The sequence below is a fragment of the Kitasatospora cineracea genome (assembly GCF_003751605.1).
In the GTDB taxonomy this organism is placed as follows: domain Bacteria; phylum Actinomycetota; class Actinomycetes; order Streptomycetales; family Streptomycetaceae; genus Kitasatospora; species Kitasatospora cineracea.
The window spans coordinates 556,172-571,963 of record NZ_RJVJ01000003.1 but is presented as its reverse complement, the minus strand read 5'-3'; the positions used below and the strand labels follow the sequence as shown (position 1 = coordinate 571,963).

Annotated in this window: 16 protein-coding genes; 7 read left to right on the top strand and 9 right to left on the bottom strand. The window is 76.5% G+C overall.

The window, feature by feature from the left end; genetic code table 11:
* Window positions 1-57 precede the first annotated feature (57 nt).
* From EDD39_RS36745 to EDD39_RS36730, 4 genes are all read right to left on the bottom strand, one after another.
* Window positions 58-642, bottom strand: a complete 585-nt coding sequence (locus tag EDD39_RS36745; protein WP_244257495.1) for an AAA family ATPase — start codon at window positions 640-642, stop codon at window positions 58-60.
* Between the two features lie 149 nt (window positions 643-791).
* The gene (locus EDD39_RS36740) at window positions 792-1,880 is read right to left on the bottom strand and encodes a polyprenyl synthetase family protein (RefSeq protein ID WP_123563899.1); all 1,089 of its coding nucleotides are present in this window, start codon (window positions 1,878-1,880) and stop codon (window positions 792-794) included.
* A 45-nt stretch (window positions 1,881-1,925) separates the two neighbouring features.
* Window positions 1,926-2,681 (bottom strand): hypothetical protein, encoded by a 756-nt coding sequence (locus EDD39_RS36735; RefSeq protein WP_123563898.1) that lies wholly within the window; start codon window positions 2,679-2,681, stop codon window positions 1,926-1,928.
* 131 nt (window positions 2,682-2,812) lie between these two features.
* Window positions 2,813-3,229 carry a MarR family winged helix-turn-helix transcriptional regulator gene (locus tag EDD39_RS36730; protein ID WP_123563897.1) on the bottom strand — a complete coding sequence of 139 codons (417 nt, stop codon included), beginning with the start codon at window positions 3,227-3,229 and terminating at the stop codon, window positions 2,813-2,815.
* Between the two features lie 60 nt (window positions 3,230-3,289).
* On the opposite strand from EDD39_RS36730, the gene EDD39_RS36725 reads away from it, so the two are divergent.
* The gene (locus EDD39_RS36725) at window positions 3,290-4,066 is read left to right on the top strand and encodes an alpha/beta fold hydrolase (RefSeq protein ID WP_030461801.1); all 777 of its coding nucleotides are present in this window, start codon (window positions 3,290-3,292) and stop codon (window positions 4,064-4,066) included.
* Between the two features lie 46 nt (window positions 4,067-4,112).
* Here EDD39_RS36725 and EDD39_RS36720 read toward each other — a convergent pair whose 3' ends face one another.
* Genes EDD39_RS36720 through EDD39_RS36700 form a run of 5 tightly spaced genes read right to left on the bottom strand, consistent with a single transcriptional unit; the run spans window position 4,113 to window position 9,818 of the window.
* Window positions 4,113-5,174: an NAD-dependent epimerase/dehydratase family protein gene (locus tag EDD39_RS36720; protein ID WP_123563896.1), complete on the bottom strand. Its 1,062-nt coding sequence runs from the start codon at window positions 5,172-5,174 to the stop codon at window positions 4,113-4,115.
* 2 nt (window positions 5,175-5,176) lie between these two features.
* Window positions 5,177-6,139 (bottom strand): ATP-binding cassette domain-containing protein, encoded by a 963-nt coding sequence (locus EDD39_RS36715; RefSeq protein WP_123563895.1) that lies wholly within the window; start codon window positions 6,137-6,139, stop codon window positions 5,177-5,179.
* Between the two features lie 33 nt (window positions 6,140-6,172).
* The gene (locus EDD39_RS36710) at window positions 6,173-6,937 is read right to left on the bottom strand and encodes an ABC transporter permease (protein WP_123563894.1); all 765 of its coding nucleotides are present in this window, start codon (window positions 6,935-6,937) and stop codon (window positions 6,173-6,175) included.
* Window positions 6,934-8,883, bottom strand: a complete 1,950-nt coding sequence (locus EDD39_RS42445) for a nucleotide disphospho-sugar-binding domain-containing protein (protein WP_279638472.1) — start codon at window positions 8,881-8,883, stop codon at window positions 6,934-6,936. Before EDD39_RS42445 ends, EDD39_RS36710 begins: the two co-directional genes overlap by 4 nt.
* A 20-nt stretch (window positions 8,884-8,903) precedes the next feature.
* On the bottom strand, window positions 8,904-9,818 hold the full coding sequence (locus EDD39_RS36700) for a methyltransferase domain-containing protein (RefSeq protein ID WP_208765761.1): 915 nt from the start codon (window positions 9,816-9,818) through the stop codon (window positions 8,904-8,906).
* 518 nt (window positions 9,819-10,336) lie between these two features.
* On the opposite strand from EDD39_RS36700, the gene EDD39_RS36695 reads away from it, so the two are divergent.
* The 6 genes from EDD39_RS36695 to EDD39_RS36670 all read left to right on the top strand — a co-directional run bounded on the left by EDD39_RS36695 (window position 10,337) and on the right by EDD39_RS36670 (window position 15,746).
* A complete protein-coding gene (locus EDD39_RS36695) occupies window positions 10,337-11,791 on the top strand; it encodes a class I adenylate-forming enzyme family protein (RefSeq protein ID WP_208765760.1) in 1,455 nt (484 codons plus the stop codon).
* Window positions 11,792-11,876: 85 nt separating this feature from the next.
* Entirely contained in the window at window positions 11,877-12,197 is a 321-nt protein-coding gene (locus tag EDD39_RS36690) for an acyl carrier protein (RefSeq protein WP_123563892.1), read from the top strand.
* A complete protein-coding gene (locus tag EDD39_RS36685; RefSeq protein WP_030463901.1) occupies window positions 12,194-12,424 on the top strand; it encodes a hypothetical protein in 231 nt (76 codons plus the stop codon). Before EDD39_RS36690 ends, EDD39_RS36685 begins: the two co-directional genes overlap by 4 nt.
* Window positions 12,425-12,532: 108 nt before the next feature.
* On the top strand, window positions 12,533-13,738 hold the full coding sequence (locus EDD39_RS36680) for a beta-ketoacyl synthase N-terminal-like domain-containing protein (protein WP_123563891.1): 1,206 nt from the start codon (window positions 12,533-12,535) through the stop codon (window positions 13,736-13,738).
* Window positions 13,735-14,490 (top strand): beta-ketoacyl synthase chain length factor, encoded by a 756-nt coding sequence (locus tag EDD39_RS40475; protein ID WP_208765759.1) that lies wholly within the window; start codon window positions 13,735-13,737, stop codon window positions 14,488-14,490. Before EDD39_RS36680 ends, EDD39_RS40475 begins: the two co-directional genes overlap by 4 nt.
* Window positions 14,487-15,746, top strand: coding sequence for a beta-ketoacyl-[acyl-carrier-protein] synthase family protein (locus EDD39_RS36670; protein WP_244257494.1), 1,260 nt, complete (start codon window positions 14,487-14,489; stop codon window positions 15,744-15,746). Before EDD39_RS40475 ends, EDD39_RS36670 begins: the two co-directional genes overlap by 4 nt.
* Window positions 15,747-15,792: the final 46 nt, after the last annotated feature.

Genomic DNA, 15,792 nt, shown 5'->3' with positions numbered 1-15,792 from the left:
TTCCGCTGAGCCACCGGACCCGCTGCGGGCCGAGGCGCGGACGTGTCAGCGGACGTGTCAGCCGAAGACGAAGCGGGCGGCGGCCTCGGCGGGGGTGACCCCGTCGCGCCGTCCGGGGACGTCGTGGACGGCGGCGGCGCCTTCGGCCCGGAGCCGGTCGGCACCGGCGTCCCGGCTCATGACCGCGGCGTAGGCGCGGACGTCCGCGGCGGTGAGGTCGGTGCGGCCCCGCTCGGCGTACTGCCGGAGGAGGTCGGCGACCTCCGGGTCGAACCGCAGCACGGTCACCGGCACGCCGAAGCGCCCGGCCAGGTCGAGGAGCCGGGCGCGCGCCCGCGGCGTGACGTTCGTCGATTCGGCGACCGCGCTGCGTCCGGCGGCGAGCCTGGCGGCGATCCGGCGGTCCCGCTCCTCGAAGATCCGTGCGTCCGCGGCGTCGGAGTCCGCTCCCGCCGGTGCGGCGCCGAAGAGCTCCGCGCGGATCTCATCACTGGACACCACCGCGCCGGCGTCGATCCGCCCGCCCGCGACCAGTTCCCGAACGAAGCTGGTCTTGCCCGCGGCCGGCGGCCCCACCAGGACGACGAGCCCGACCGGCACCCGGACGACCGGCTCGGAGGCAGTGCGAGGACGTTCCGTCACGTCCCCATCCTGCCGGACCCGGCCACGCCCCGTCAGTCCCCGGCCCGCCGCCCGCCCCCGCTCCGGCACCGAGTCCCTCCGGGACGGGACGGCCGGGGCCCGTCCGGGCAGTCGTCCGGCGGCTCGCTTCCGGTCCGGTGGGGCGGCGTTCAGTGGTCGCGGGTGACGGACCAGGCCGGGAGGTGGGTGAAGAAGGCGACGGCTCCGGGGTGCCAGTGGTGCCAGCCGGCGGCCAGGGCGGCGGCGCGGTGGGCGTGGCGGGCGGCTTCGGCGGGGAGAGTGCGGTCGAGGTGGTGGGTGCGGGCGAGGGTGCGGAGGGTGGCGACGGCGGCCGGGTCGGGGGTGCCCAGGGCGGCGCGGAGGGCGGTGCGGGCGGCCGGGTCGTCGGCGGTGGCGGCCAGGAGGGCGTGGACGAGGTAGCTGTGGCGGCCGGAGCGGAGGTCGGTGCCGAGGGGTTTGCCGAGGGTGTCGGGGTTGCCGAAGAGGTCGAGCCAGTCGTCGTGGATCTGGTTGGCGGTGCCCAGGGCGGTGGCGTAGGCGCGCAGGTCGGCGTCGTGCGGGGCGGGGTCGGTGCCGGCGGCGAGCAGGCCGAGGCGGAGCGGGGCGAGGATCGAGTAGTGGGTGGACTTGTACTCGGTGACGGTGTGCAGGAAGGCGGTGTCGGGGGCGGGGTGGAAGTCGCGTTCGAGGTCGATGAGTTGGCCGTTGACGGCGGCGGCCGCGGCGTCGGTGGCGACGGTGGCCATGGCCAGGGCCCGGTCGGGGGGCAGGTCGCCGGTGAGCAGGGCCCGGACGGCGAGGAAGGCGGCCAGGTCGCCGGCCAGGACCGCGAGGGCGAGGGCGGTGTCGGGGTGGTCGGGGAATTCGGCGCGGTAGGCGTAGTAGGTGGACGGGCCGCCGCGGCGCAGGGGGGCGTCGTCGATGATGTCGTCGTGGATCAGGCCGTGGGTGTGCAGCAGTTCGACGCTGATCGCGGCGGCGTCCAGGCCGGGCGCCGGCCGGTCGGCGACCAGGGCGGCGGCTTCGTGCAGCAGCGCCACCCGGAGCCGTTTGCCGCCGCGCAGGGACAGCTCCCGCACCAGTTCGAGGGCCCGGGCCGGGAACCTGCCGTGCGGGGGCAGTCGGGCCCCGCCGCCCTCCGGGTCGGCCAGGGCGTCGAAGTGGGCCGCGAAGCGGGCTTCGAAGCGTTCCTGGTGGTCGGCGGCACGGCGTAGGGCGGCGGCGAGGGCGTCGTTCACCCCGTCAGGCTCCCACGGCCCGGCCCCCGTTCGACCGGCCGGGGTTCAGCGGGGGCGGCTGCCGGTCAGTTTGTGCCAGCGGTCGCGCTCGGCGTCGAGGGCGCGGCGGGCACCGGGGATCCTGGGGTCGGCGGCCTGGTCGGCTTCGGCCTGTTCCAGTCGTTCTTCGGCCCGTTCGCGGCCGGCGGTGTCGGCGGTGGCTTCCGCGAGTTCGGCTTCGGCTTCGGGAATCTCGGCCAGGCGGCGCGGTTTGGCGCGTTTGGCTTCGGCTATCGCGTCGTGCGTCCTGGTGGTGAACTCGGTCAGCGCGGCCCGGTCGGTCTCCTCGCCGGGGAGGTCGACCACCTGCTGTCGGCCGTCCGGCAGCACCAGGTGCAGGTGTCCGGTGCCTTCGGTGTGCTCGCTGCGGACGGCGATCTCCTCGAGCGGGTACTCGGCGGTGCCGCCGCCCGCGGAGAGCACCAGTCGGCACTGGTACAGGTCGACCGGTCCGAGGGTGGCGAGCAGGGGGCCCCGGCCGGGGTCGCGCAGGTGCTGGAGGCGGAGTTCGGCCCGGGCGATCCGGCTGCGGTGGGCGGCGCGTTCCGCTGCGAGGTCGGCCCGGAGTGCCGCGAGGCTCCGGGCGGCTTCGCGTTCCAGGCGGCGGAGGGTGCCGCGCCGGGCCTCCAACCGGGACCGGTCGGCGGCGTACTGCTGGTGGAAGGCGAAGCGCCAGCCTCCCGGGTAGCGGTCCATCCACCAGCCGGCTCCGGCCAGTGCCGCCACCAGGACGGCCAGTACCGCCCAGCCCCAGGCCCCCATCGCGTCCTCCCCGCCCGTGGTCCGGCGTTCCGTCGGGCACCAGCATGCCGTCGGGACCGGTCGGCGCGCCCGGGGTTTCCCGATACCGGTCGGGGCCTGTTCCCCGTTGACGGGGTGTCAGGTGTCGGGTGTCAGGTGTCTTCGGGGGCGAGGGTGTGCAGGAGGTGGAGGAGGGTGGTGCGTTCTTCGGGGGTCAGGGGGGCGAAGTGGTCGGTGAGGACGGTGTCGGCGATCTGTTCGCCGGCGGTGAGGAGGGCCTGGCCGGCGGGGGTGAGGTGGTGTTCGAGGCGGCGGCCGTGGCCGGGGGTGCGGGTGATCAGGCCCTGGGCGAGCAGGCGGCCGGCGAGGGTGCCGAAGGACTGCTCGGTCTGGAAGGTGGCGGTGGCGAGTTCCCGGGCGGAGGCGCCGGGGCGGCGGCCGACGGCCCGGAGGGCGTCCCACTGGGCGAGGGTGGTGCCGGCGGCGGTGAGGGCGGTGTCGAGGGCGCGGTGCTGGCGGTACTGGACCTTCTTGACGGCCCGGCCGAGGACGTGGAGCTCTGGGTTCATGCGGCCAGCCTACCCATGACTCAACTAGCTTAATTAAGGATCCTTAGTTAGAGTGGGCGCATGACCACCGAACAGTTCCTCCTCGCCGAGGCCGGCACCGGCCGCCCCGTCCTCCTCCTGCACGGCGGCGGCGGTCCGGCCACCGTCGCCCCGCTCGCCGCCCACCTCGCCCGGACCGCCCACGTCCTCTCCCCCGTCCACCCCGGCTGGGACGGCACCGAGCGCCCCGCCGGGATCACCCGGATGGCCGACCTCGCCGCGCTCTACCTCGACCTGCTGCGGCGGCGCGGCCTGCGGGACGTACTGGTGGTGGGCTCCTCCCTCGGCGGCTGGATCGGCGCCGAACTGGCGCTGCTCGACGGCGCGCAGGACCCGCGGGAGCGGGTGGTCGGCGGGCTGGTGCTGATCGACGCCGTGGGCATCGGGGTGGACGGGGAGCCGCTCACCGACGTCTTCGCCCTGGACGCCCGCGGCCTGGCCGAGCACTCCTGGCACGACCCCGACCGCTTCTTCGTCGACCCGGCGACCCTGCCCCCGGCCGAACTCGCCCGCCGCCGGGGCAACCTGGCCACCATGCAGGTGCTGGCCGGCGACCCCTACATGTACGACCCCGGGCTGCGGGAGCGGCTGTCCGGCGTCCGGGTGCCGGTCCTGGTGCTGTGGGGCGAGAGCGACCGGGTCGCCACCCCCGGCTACGGCGCCGCCTACGCCGGTTCGTTCCCCGACGCCCGCTTCGTGCCGGTGCCCGGCGCCGGGCACCTCCCGCACCTGGAGCGGCCGGCCGAGGTGCTCGCCCACCTGGACGCCGAACTGCGCCGCCCGCTGCGGACCGGGTGACGTCCCTCGCCCCGTCCCGGCGCCGACCCCCGTCCCGGCCCGGGTCTCAGGCGCCGACGCCGACCGGGCGGCGGGCGAACCAGGCGATGGTGGCGGCCAGGCCCGGGTCGGTGCCGACGGCGGGCTGCCAGCCGAGCGCGGTGCGGGCCAGGGTGATGTCGGGGCGGCGCAGCGAGGGGTCGTCGCCGGGGCGTTCGACGAACTCGACCGGTGAGGCGGAGCCGCACAACGCGCGGATGCGGTGGGCGAGTTGGAGGATGGTCAGCTCGGCGGGGTTGCCGAGGTTGATCGGTCCGGGGTGGCCGGCGGCGGCCGCGGCCAGGATGCCGGCGACGGTGTCGTCGACGTGGCACAGCGAGCGGGTCTGGCTGCCGTCCCCGGCGACGGTGAGCGGCCGTCCGGCCAGGGCCTGGGTGATGAAGGCGGGCACGGCCCGCCCGTCGGTGGGGCGCATCCGCGGGCCGTAGGTGTTGAACAGCCGGACGATGACGGTGTCGGTGCCGCGGGCGGTGCGGTAGGCGGTGGTGAGCGCCTCGGCGTAGCGCTTGGCCTCGTCGTACTGGCTGCGCGGGCCGATCGGGTTGACGTTGCCCCAGTACGTCTCGGGCTGCGGGTGGACCAGTGGGTCGCCGTACACCTCGGAGGTGGAGGTGAGCAGGAAGCGGGCGCCCTTGCGGCGGGCCAGTTCGAGGGCGTTGTGGGTGCCGTGGGCGCCGGCCCGCAGGGTCTCGACGGGGTGGCGGGCGTAGTCGTGCGGGGAGGCGGGCGAGGCGAGGTGGACGACCAGGTCGACCGGCCCGTCGACGTCGAACGGCTCGCACACGTCGTGGCGGCGGAGCGTGAAGCCGGGGTCGCCGGCGCGGTCGGCGAGGTTGTCGAGGCTGCCGGTGAGCAGGTTGTCGACGCACACCACCTCGGTGCCCTGCGCGCGCAGCCGGTCGCACAGGTGGGAGCCGACGAAGCCCGCGCCGCCGGTGACGACGGCCCGGCGGGCGGCCGGGCCCGCGGCCGGGCGGGTGACCGGGCGGGCGGCTGTTCCGGTGCCTGAGCCGGGGCCAGCGGCCGTGCCGGTGCCGGTGCCGGGGCCCGTGCGGGTGGGGTGGGCCATGGTCAGGACTCCCGCAGCGAGCGGCCGGTGTGGGCGAGGAAGACGTCGTCCAGGGTGGGGCGGTGCAGTTCGATGGTGGCGGTGGCGATGCCCGCCTCGGCCAGCGCCCGCATGACCTGCGGCATCGCGCTCTCGCCGGTGTCGACGGACAGTCGCAGCGCGCCGTCGGCGCGGGTCTCGGCGCCGCGGACGCACTCCTGGGCGGCGAGCACCTCGGCGGCCTTGGCGGCCAGGTGGGGTTCGGCGACGCCGACGGTGACCACCTCGCCGTGGACGGAGCGCTTGAGCGTGGCGGGGGTGCCCTCGGCGACCAGGGAGCCGCCGTCGACGATGGCGATCCGGTCGCAGAGCGCGTCGGCCTCGTCCAGGTAGTGGGTGGTGAGGAAGACCGTCATGCCGGCGTCGCGCAGGCGGCGGACCTCGGCCCACAGCCGGGCCCGGGCGGCCGGGTCGAGGCCGGAGGTGGGCTCGTCCAGGAACAGCACGGTGGGGCGGTGGACCACGCCGAGCGCGATGTCCAGGCGGCGGCGCTGGCCGCCCGAGTAGCCGCGGCAGGGGCGGTCGGCGTACTCGGCGAGGTCGAAGGAGTCGACGGCGGCGGCGGCCCTGGCCTGTGCCTCGGCCTTGCCCAGGCCGTGCATCCGGGCCTGCAGGACGAGTTCCTCACGGGCCGTCACCTCGTCCCAGGTGCCGCCGCCCTGGGCGACGTAGCCGATGGCGCGCCGGACCTCGGCCGGGCGGGTCAGCAGGTCGGCGCCGGCCACCGTGGCCCTGCCGCCGTCGGGGGGCAGCAGGGTGGCGAGCATCCGCAGGGTGGTGGTCTTGCCCGCGCCGTTGGGGCCGAGCAGTCCGAAGATCTCGCCTTCGGCCACGTGCAGGTCCAGTCCGGCCACCGCGTCCACGGTGGCGGCGTGGCGGCGGCGGCCGGTCCGGTAGGACTTCCGCAGTCCGCTGGTCTCGATCATCTGGGTCCTTCGGGGGGTGACGGGGGGACGGGGTCAGCGGACGGTGCGGGCGAAGCGGCGGGCCGACCAGAGCAGGGCGGCGAGCGCGACGGCCGCCATCAGGGCGAGGCTGCGCCACACCGCGGGGTCGCCGGGGTGGCCGGCGAACAGTTCGCGCATGCCGACCACCGCCCAGCTGAACGGGTTCCAGTCGGAGACCCGGCGCAGCCACAGCGGGGCCAGCGCGAGCGGCAGCAGGGTGCCGGAGAGCAGCATCAGCGGCTGGGCGAGGTTGTTGACCAGCTGGCCCAGCACGTCCGGGTTGCCGACCTTGAGCGCCAGGCCGTAGGAGACCGCGGAGCTGGTCAGCGAGATCAGCGCGAGCAGCAGGTAGGCCAGCAGCAGGTCCGGGACGCGCACCAGCAGGCCGAGCGGGATCGCCAGCACGATGATCACCGCGGCCTGGACGGCCAGCACCACCACGTCCCGCAGCGAGCGGCCGAGCAGCAGCGCGACCCGGCTGACCGGGGTGACCCGGGCCCGTTCGATCACGCCGGAGCCGAGTTCGGCGAGCAGACCGAAGCCGACGTACAGGCCGCCGCCGAGGGCCAGCGCGACCAGCATGCCGGGGACGTAGATCCGGTAGGCGTCGGCCATCGTGCCCGCGCCCATCGAGGCCAGCGCGGGCTTGAGCAGCGGGGCGAACAGGGCGAGGTAGACGACGGGTTGGGCCACCCCGAGGAAGATCTGCAGCGGGGAGCGGGCCAGCAGCAGCAGGTGGCGCTGGAACACCAGCCAGGTGTCGCGGAGGCTTTTCACGGGTGGGCGTTTCCTGTCCTGTTCGGGGCGTCGGAGGGGCTCGGCGTCCGGCCGTCGGAGGGGCGGGCCGGGGCGTGCGGCCGTCGGAGGAGCGGGCCGGGGCGGGCGGGGTCAGGGGCGGGCGGGAGTAGGGTCTCCAGGTGGTCGGCGGCGGCCCGGGCGCCGCCGGCCGCGGCGAAGGACTCCTTGATCCGGCGGGCCGCGGCGGCGTGCGCGGGGTCGTCCAGGACGGCCAGCAGTTCGGTGCGCAGGGTCTGCGGGCGGGCGTGCGCGAACCGGACCCGGCGGCCGGCGCCGGCCGCCGCGACCTGGGCGGCGTTGATCGGCTGGTCGCCCTTGATCGGGGCGACCAGCAGCGGCACGCCGTGGGCGAGTGCCTCGCAGACGGTGTTCAGGCCGCCGTGGCTGACCACCGCGTCCAGATGGGGCATCAGTTCGAGCACCGGTACCCGGGGCCGGACCAGGACGTGCGGGGGCGGGTCGGCGACCGTGCCGTCGGGGGCCGCGACGATCGCCTGGAGGCGGTCGCCGAGCGGGCGCAGCGCCTCGACCATCCGGGCGTGGAAGTCGGCGGCGAGGTCCAGGGAGAGCGTGCCGACGGTGACCAGCACCTGGCGGCGGGTCGGGTCGAGCCACTCCCACGGGAAGTCGCGGTCCGGCTCCCGGGCGGCGAGCGCCGGGCCGACCAGGACGGCGTTGTCCGGCCGGGGCAGCGGGCCGGTGAGGGCCTCGCCGGTGAAGCCGATCAGCAGGTGCGGCGAGAAGCGCAGGTCGTGCGGGGGCGGGCCGGGCAGCCCGGCGGCGGTCCACATGTCGGCCATCCGCCGCTCGATCCACTCCTCGACCCGGGGCGCGGCCGTCCGGTACGGGCGGGTCAGCTCCATCGTGGTGGGCGCGAGGGAGGCCCACGGCAGGCCGGCCCGGTGCGCGGCGAGGGCCCCGGCCACGGCGTGCTGGTCGACGGCCAGGACGTCGGGCTGGAAGGCGGCCACCGCCCGCTCGATCCCGGGCAGTGTGTGCCGGGCGTGCGGAACGATGTACCCCTCCCAGCGGGACCGGGCCGCCGCCATCCCGTGGTCGGCCTGCCCCCGGTGCGCCCGCAGCGGGATCGGCGCGATCACCGCCGCCTCCCCCACCAGCGGCCGCAGGAACGCCTCCGACCCGGCCCACACCACCTCGTGCCCGCGCCCCACCAGCTCCCGCGCCACGGCCGCGAGCGGGTGCACGTGCCCGAACAGCGGCAACGAGACGAACAGGAAGCGCCCGCGCCCGGCCCCGGTGGCGGGGGGCGGGGAAGGCGACGGACGGACGGCGGGCGAGGAGGGTGGCGGGGACGGCGGAACGGCGGCCGACAGGGGCGGAGGAGCCGGCGGGGCGGCAGGCGACAGCGGCGCCACGGCACGCGCGGGGGCCACGGCACGGACGGGGGCCGCAGCGCCGGTCGGCACCGGGTCCGGGTCGTCGCCGGCAGCGCCGGGTGCTGACGCCCCGTCGGCGGCAACCGCGGCAGCCGCGGCACCCGCACTCGGCCCGGCCGCCCGGCCTGCGGCCCCCGGCGACACGCGCACCGGGCGCCCGGCATCCTCGTCCGCGCCACGGCCTGACGCCTCGTCGACCACCGGCTCCGGACCCGGGCGCGGACCCGACCCCGGGCGCGGAGCGCCGGTGGCTCCGGGCGCGGCGAGGGCGGCGACGTCCGCGAGGGTGAGGGTGGTGAGGGCGTCGAGGTCGAGGGTGGTGAGGTGGGTGGCGAGGTCGGCGGTGGGGCCGTAGCGGGTGCGCAGGGCGAGGCTCCAGGCGGCCAGGTCGTGGCTCTCCAGGTGGAGTTCGGCGTCCAGGAGGGTGTCGGGGGTGAGGGTGCCGGTCCAGGCGGGGTCCTGGTCGAGGACGGTGCGCAGGAGTTCGGCGATCTCGCGCAGCAGGGGCGGCAGGGGGTGCGGGGTCATGGCCGGGGTCATGGCCGGGGTCATGGCCGGGGTTTGACGGCTCGGAGGGCGCCGTAGGTGATGACGCCGGTGTCGAAGCCCTTCTTCATCAGGGGGCCGGCGTGGAAGAAGCCGAGGACGTCGACGCCGCGGGCGCGGGCCAGGTCGCGCATCGCGGCCGGTCCGCGGTCGAGCTGCGGGATGCGGGCGAAGCCCGGGTCCCAGGAGTTGGCGACGGCGCGGCTCCAGTCGGCGACGGCGATGTCGGTGAAGCCGGCGGTGCGGGCGAGGTGTTCGTGTTCCTCGAGGGAGGAGAAGTCGGGCATCACCTGGTGGAGCAGGATCTGCCGGACGAGTTCCTGCTCGTCGGGGTCGAGGGCGCCGTCGCGGACGGCCCAGGTGGCGACGGCGAGGGTGCCGCCGGGGCGGAGCAGGCGGTGGGCCTCGGCGAAGAACGCGGGGCGGTCGGCGAGGTGCATCAGGCTCTCCATCGCCCAGAGCACGTCGAAGGACGCGTCGGGGTGGCCGGTGGAGAGGGCGTCCTGCTGGTGGAAGCGGGCGCGGTGGGCGAGTCCGGCGTCGGCGGCCTTCTGGTTGGCGCGGGCGGCCTGGCGGGCGCTGAGCGTGACGCCTTCGACGGTGCAGCCGTGCGGGCCGGCCAGGTGGAGGGCGGGGCCGCCGATGCCGCAGCCGACGTCGAGGATCCGGGAGCCGGCCGGGACGGCGGCGTGCGTGATCAGTTCGCGGACCAGGCGGTCGGTGGCGGCGTGCCGGTCGGCGCCGTCCTGGGCGGGGCTCTGGCCCTCGTCCCAGTAGCCGTGGTGGACGTGTTCGCCCCACAGGTCCTCGTACAGGTCGAGGGTGATGTCGTAGTAGCGCTCGACGGCCGGGTTCAGGCCGCTGCCGGCGACCGGTCGCGGTGCGGGTTCCCGGGCTGCTTCCACTGCAGGTTCCACTGGGCCGATCCTCGCTGAGTTGACATGGATGCGCTCAAAAATGGCAGCCGAAAAGGCCGCGGAAATAGGCGCGATAACACCGGATTGGTCTGGTCCATCGCATGATCGCCCCGCCGGACAAAGGGTCCGTGGGCATGCGGAAGACACGCCACCCGCAGGGGTGGCCGTGCTCGGAGGGCCGCCGACCAGGGCTGACGCACAGTCAGCAGACGGACGGTCAGGGGCTGGCAACATGCTGCCGTACCAGGCAAGTTGGCCAACCGGCGGTCACACTAGCGACGGGGTGGTCCCTCGTCAACGCGGTCGGCCGATCCCTCCCGCCGGTCCGACCGGCCGGTGGAATTCGATTCGGGTGACAGGTCTTGACACCCGGTCAATTGAGCGATGAAAGTTCGGCGTGGGAATTTCACAGGTTCCCCACGACCGCGACCGGCTTGACCGGCGACGCGACCGGCGGCGCGATCCGGAAGAGGTTCTGATTCACCGTGAAAGACGTTTCGGCAGCTCCGACGAGCAGCGTGGGAGCGCTCCCACCCGTCTCGCCGGGAGCGCTCGACCCCGAATGGGTCGACGAGGTGCTCCTGGCCGGCCCGGGCGGCGAGCCCTGTCTCTTCTTCGACGCCCCGGTGACCCGGGACGAGCTGCGCCGGCTGGTCCGGGAGCGGCAGGCCGTGCTGGGCGCGGCCGGGCTGCGCCGGGGCGGGTCGGTGGCGATCCGGCTGGCGCCCTCGTTGGCGCTGGTGGCCGAGCTGCTGGCGAGCTGGCGGACCGGGGCCCGGGCGGCGCTGCTCGACCACCGGCTGACCGCGTTCGAGGCCGAGCGGGCGCTGGCCCGGCTGGAGCCGCAGGTGGTGGTCACGGCCGAGCACCCGGTGTCCGGCGGTCCGGCCCGCGGCCACTACCGGCAGCGGCCGGTGGTCACCGCCCGGCCGGGCCGGCCGGCCGAGGGGCCGCACGCGCTGGTGCAGTTCAGCTCGGGGTCGACCGGTCCGGCGAAGGTGATCGGGCGGACGGCGGCCGACCTGGTCGCCGAACTCGGCCGGTACGAACGGATCGACGGGGTGCCGCGGGCGGGCGAGCGGATGGTGTCGCTGGCCTCGCCGGTGCACGTGCTCGGCCTGGTCGGCGGCCTGCTGCACTGCCTGCACGCCGGGGTGCGGCTGGCCTTCCCCGGGCGGGTGACGGCGGACGGCGTGCTGGCCGCCGTCGCGGCCGGCCCCGAGCCGACCACCCTGCTGGGCGTCCCGTTCCACCTGGAGCTGCTCGGCTGGGCGGCCGACCCGCCCCGGCTGCCCCAGCTCACCGGCATGACCACCGGCGGCGAGCCGGTCCGCGCGCAGGTGCACGACGCCTTCGTGGACCGGTACGGCGTGCGGCTTGGCAGCATGTACGGGATGACCGAGGTCGGCGTGATCGCCACCGACCTGCACGGCGCGCACCGCCCCGAACTGACCCCGGCGCCGGGCCTCGGCGTGTGCGCGGTGGACGGCGAACTGCTGGTCTCCGCCGCGCACTCGCCGTACCTGGACCCGGTCGGCGCGGACCGCTGGGCCGACGGCTGGCTGCGCACCCGGGACGGCGCCGATGTCGACCCCGGCACCGGTCGGGTCCGGGTACGGGGGCGGCTGGACTCGCAGGTGTCGATCGGCGGCCTGAAGGTCGACCTGACCGAGGTCGAGCACGCCGTGGCCGCCCTGCCCGAGGTCGAGTCCGCCGTCGTCCTGCACGGCTCCGCGATCGAGGCCTACCTGGTGCTCGCCCCCGGCGGCAGCGCGGCCCGGGTGGAGGAGCGGCTGGCCGAGCAGCTGGCCGCGTACAAGCGGCCCCGGCTGCTGCACGTGCTGGAGCAACTGCCGCGCACCGCCACCGGGAAGCCGGTCCGCGACCGGTCCGCGCTGGCCGCTGCGGCGGCGGCGGGTGCCGCGGGTGCAGCAACTGCGGCGGGTGCGGCGGGTGCCGCCCGGCGGGCCTGAACCGAACCCGCCCGAGCTGACCGGGTCCCGGCGCCTGATGCCAGGACCCCTCATCTGATCGAGACACGAGAAGGAAGAAGCGGCGATGTCCACTGGAACCACCTCCGAAGCGACCCCCGGCACGGCCTCCCCGGCCTCCCCGGCGGAGATCCGCGCGTTCGTGCTGGCCGCGCTGCGCGAGATGAACTACGACACCAGCGAGGTCGACGACGACACCCCGCTCGGCCCGGCCGGCGCGGACCTGGAGTCGCTGGCGCTGGCCGAGCTGGGCGTGCGGGTCGAGGAGCGCTTCGGCGTCCGGTTCGAGGACGACGAGGCGGAGCAGCTCGGCACCATGACGGTCGGCGGGTTCGGCGCGGCGGTGGCCGCCCGGCTGCGGGCCGCGGTGGCGGGCGGCCCGGCGTGAGTGCGGCGACCGCGCGGGACGAAGTCCTGCTGCTGCTGGCGGAGTTCGGCGGCCGGACGCCGGAGGAGGTGCCGGAGCGGGTCGACTCGATGGAGCTGGCCTGGCTGGCGCACGTGATCGAGCAGCGGCACGGACGGCGGCTGGACGACGACACGCTGGCCCGGATCGCCACGGTGTCCGACGCGGCGGAGCTGCTGGGCGCGCTGCGGGCCGAACCGCAGCGGTGAGCCGGCGGGCCGTGGGACGGCGCCGTATCGCCGACCCACTCCCGCCCGAACGAACCTGATGGACCATCAACTTCCTTGCTGACCAAGTGGATCGAGAGGTGACCGACGATGACCGACACCGTACTGACGGCCCGCCGGGGCCCCCGGTCCGTGGTGGTCTGCGGGACGGGGGTGCTGAGCGCGTTCGGACGGGGCGTGCGTCCGCTGCTGCGGGCGGCGCTGGACGGGCGGGCGGCGTTCGGGCCGGTGGGGCGGTTCGAGGTGTCCGGGCGGCGGGTCGACCGGGCCGCGGTGCACCCCGAACCGCTGGTGCTGGAAGGGGAGTTGGACCGGGCGATCGAGGCGGCCTGCGCTTCGGCGGGCCTGTCCGCCGCCCGGCGGGCCGACTGCCCGCTGTACCTGGCGGTGCACGGTGACCCGGCGCTGGCCCGGGCCGCTCCGGCGGAGCGGGCCGGGCACGGGGCGGGCGCCTTCGCGGCGGCCGTCGCCCGCCGGGCGGGCCTGTCCGGGGCCGGGCGGGCGTACACCTCGGGCTGCACGGCCTCGGCCGACGCGGTCGCGGACGCCGCTTCGGCGGTGGCCCGCGGGCGGGTGGAGCGGGTGGTGGTGGCGGCCGGGTACCTGGTGGAGGCGGACCAGTTCGCGGTGTTCGACGCGGGCGGGGCGCTGGCCCGGGACGGGCGGGTGCGCCCGTTCAGCGCCGGGCGGACCGGGCTGCTGCTCGGGGACGGGGTGGCCGCGGTGGTGGTCGAGGCGGCGGACGCGGCGCGCGCCCGGGGCGCCGACTGCCTTGCGGTGCTGACCGGTTGGGGCCGGGCGGGGGACGCGCACCACGTCTGCCGGCCCCGGCCGGACGGGGCGGGGCTGGCCCGGGCGATCGGGGCCGCGCTGCACCGGGGCGGGGTGGGCCCGGAGCGGGTCGGGTACGTGAACGCGCACGGCGCGGGCACCGTGCTCGGCGACCGGGCCGAGGCCGCCGCGCTGCATCTGGCCCTGGGCCCGGCCGCCGCCCGGGTGCCGGTCTCCTCGACCAAGTCGGTGCACGGCCAGGCCCTGGAGGCCGGGGCGCTGCTCGAACTGGTCGTCACCGTGGCCGCGTTGCGCGCGGGCCGGCTGCCGGTGAACGCGGGCCTGCTGGGGCCGGACCCGGACTGCGCGCTGAACCTGGTCCGCGAGCCGACGGGGGCGGGGACGGGCCCTGGCGTGGACCCGGGCGCGGAGGCCGGGGCGGGGACGGTGCGGGCCGGTCACGCGCTGAGCCTGAGCACGGCCTTCGGCGGGGCGAACACCGCGCTGCTGGTGGGCCTCCCGTGAGCCGCGCCGCGCAGCCCGCGGACAGCGCCGTGCGGCCCGAGGACCTGCCCGCGGCCGCGGCCGCCGCCGGGCTGCGGGTGCTGGCGGCGGGACGGTGGCCGCGGTCCGCGGCGGATCTCGAACCGCCGGTGCTGCCCGGGTTCGTGGCGTCCTCGTTCAGCCCGCTGGCCGCCGAGGCCGCCCGGCGCTGCCTGGACGCGCACCAGGGAGGCGTCCCGGCCGAACTGCCGGTCACCGCCGTGGTGGTGGCCAGCGAGCTGGGCGACCTGGCGGGTGCGGTGCAGGTGGCTGAGGCGGTGGACGGCGGGGCGAGACTCGGGCCGCTGCTGTTCTTCCAGGCCGTCCCGAACGCGGTGGCCGGGCACCTGGCGGCGCGCCGGGGACTGACCGGCCCGGTGGTGTGCGTCGGCGGTGCGGGGGCCGGGTTGGAGGTCGCCGAACTGCTGCTCGCGGACGGGGACGCCGAGCTAGTCCTGCTGGTCCTGGTCGAACAGGCCGCCGCCGGCCCGGACGGCGGATCGGACCGGGCCGCCGCCGTGCTGCTCGCCCCACCGCCCCTCCCGAACCGACCCGGCCACCTCGGCCATCTCGACCAGCCCGGCCACCCAGGCCATCCCGACCGGCCCGACCATCCCGACCACCCCGACCGTCTCAACCGGCCCGACCACCCCGACCACCCAAGCCATCCCAACCATCTCGGCCGCCCAGGCCATCCCGACCGTCAACAGGAACAGGAAGGAGCACAGCCGTGAACGCGGGTGTCGTGATCACCGGGATGGGCCTGGTGACGCCGGTCGGCAGCAGCGCCGGGGCGGTGTTCGCCGCGATGGGCGAGGGCCGGTCGGGGTTGCGCCGGCCGGAGCCGGACGGGCCGTTGGCCGGGTCGCTGGAGGTGGCGGGGTTCGCGCCGCCGATCGATCCGGTGTCGGTGCTGCCCGCGCCGGAGACCCGGGTGGTGGACCGGTACATCGTGATGGCGCTGCGGGCGGCGGCGGACGCGCTGGCGGACGCCGGGATCGTGGCGGGCCGGGACGTGGACCCGTACCGGATCGCGGTGGTGCTGTCGGGGACGGGCGGGCTGGCGACGCTGGAGTCGCAGGTGGTGGCGCGCACGGAGCGCGGGCGGCTGGGGGTGAGCCCGTACCTGCTGCCGGGGATGCTGCCGAACATGGCGGCGGCCCGGGTGGCGATCGGGCACGGCATCCGGGGCTACAGCTCCTCGGTGGGGACGGCCTGCGCGGCGGGGGCGCAGTCGGTCGCGGAGGGGTGGCGGCTGCTGCGCGAGGGGGTGGCGGACGTGGTGGTGGCGGGGTGTTCGGAGGCGCCGCTGTTCCCGACGCTGGCCGACACCTTCACCAACGCCCGTGCGCTGGCCCGTGGTTGGGGTGACGACCCGGCGGGGGCGAGCCGGCCGTTCGACCGGCGGCGCAACGGTCTGGTGCTGGGCGAGGGCGCGGGGGTGCTGGTGCTGGAGCGGGCCGGGCACGCGGACGGCCGGGGCGCGGCGGGGTACGCGGACGTGCTGGGCTGGGGGGCGACCAACGACGCGCACCACCCGACCACGCCGCGCCCGGACGGGGAGGGCGCGGCGGCCTGCATGCGGCTGGCGCTGCGCTGCGCGGGGCTGGCGCCGGGCGACGTGGGGTACGTGAACGCGCACGGCACCGGCACCCGGCTGGGCGACCGGGCGGAGGCGTCGGCCCTCCGGCAGGTGTTCGGGGCGGACGGGCCGCCGGTGAGCGCGACCAAGGCGGTGACCGGCCATCTACTGGGCGCCTCGGGGGTGGTGGAGGCGGCGGTGACGGCGCTGGCGCTGCGGCGCGGGCTGCTGCCGCCGACGCACAACCTGGACGATCCGGACCCCGAGTGCGCGCTGGACCACGTCCGGAAGGGTCCGCGTCCGGCGCCGGGGATCGGCCACGCGGTGGCGAACTCGTTCGGGTTCGGCGGCCACAACGTCAGCCTGGTGCTGGGCCTGCCGAGCACCCGCCTGGCCCGGAAGGTCTGAGCAAGTCCCTTGTACGACAAGCAATCTGACGCACCGTCGGTGAAGA

What these genes read in the sequence shown, in the direction of transcription:
- EDD39_RS36735 (WP_123563898.1), bottom strand. Translation starts at nt 2,681, where the DNA reads ATGGGGGCCTGGGGCTGGGCGGTACTGGCCGTCCTGGTGGCGGCACTG.
- EDD39_RS36730 (WP_123563897.1), bottom strand. Translation starts at nt 3,229, where the DNA reads ATGAACCCAGAGCTCCACGTCCTCGGCCGGGCCGTCAAGAAGGTCCAG.
- EDD39_RS36725 (WP_030461801.1), top strand. Translation starts at nt 3,290, where the DNA reads ATGACCACCGAACAGTTCCTCCTCGCCGAGGCCGGCACCGGCCGCCCC.
- EDD39_RS36720 (WP_123563896.1), bottom strand. Translation starts at nt 5,174, where the DNA reads ATGGCCCACCCCACCCGCACGGGCCCCGGCACCGGCACCGGCACGGCC.
- EDD39_RS36715 (WP_123563895.1), bottom strand. Translation starts at nt 6,139, where the DNA reads ATGATCGAGACCAGCGGACTGCGGAAGTCCTACCGGACCGGCCGCCGC.
- EDD39_RS42445 (WP_279638472.1), bottom strand. Translation starts at nt 8,883, where the DNA reads ATGACCCCGCACCCCCTGCCGCCCCTGCTGCGCGAGATCGCCGAACTC.
- EDD39_RS36690 (WP_123563892.1), top strand. Translation starts at nt 11,877, where the DNA reads ATGTCCACTGGAACCACCTCCGAAGCGACCCCCGGCACGGCCTCCCCG.
- EDD39_RS36680 (WP_123563891.1), top strand. Translation starts at nt 12,533, where the DNA reads ATGACCGACACCGTACTGACGGCCCGCCGGGGCCCCCGGTCCGTGGTG.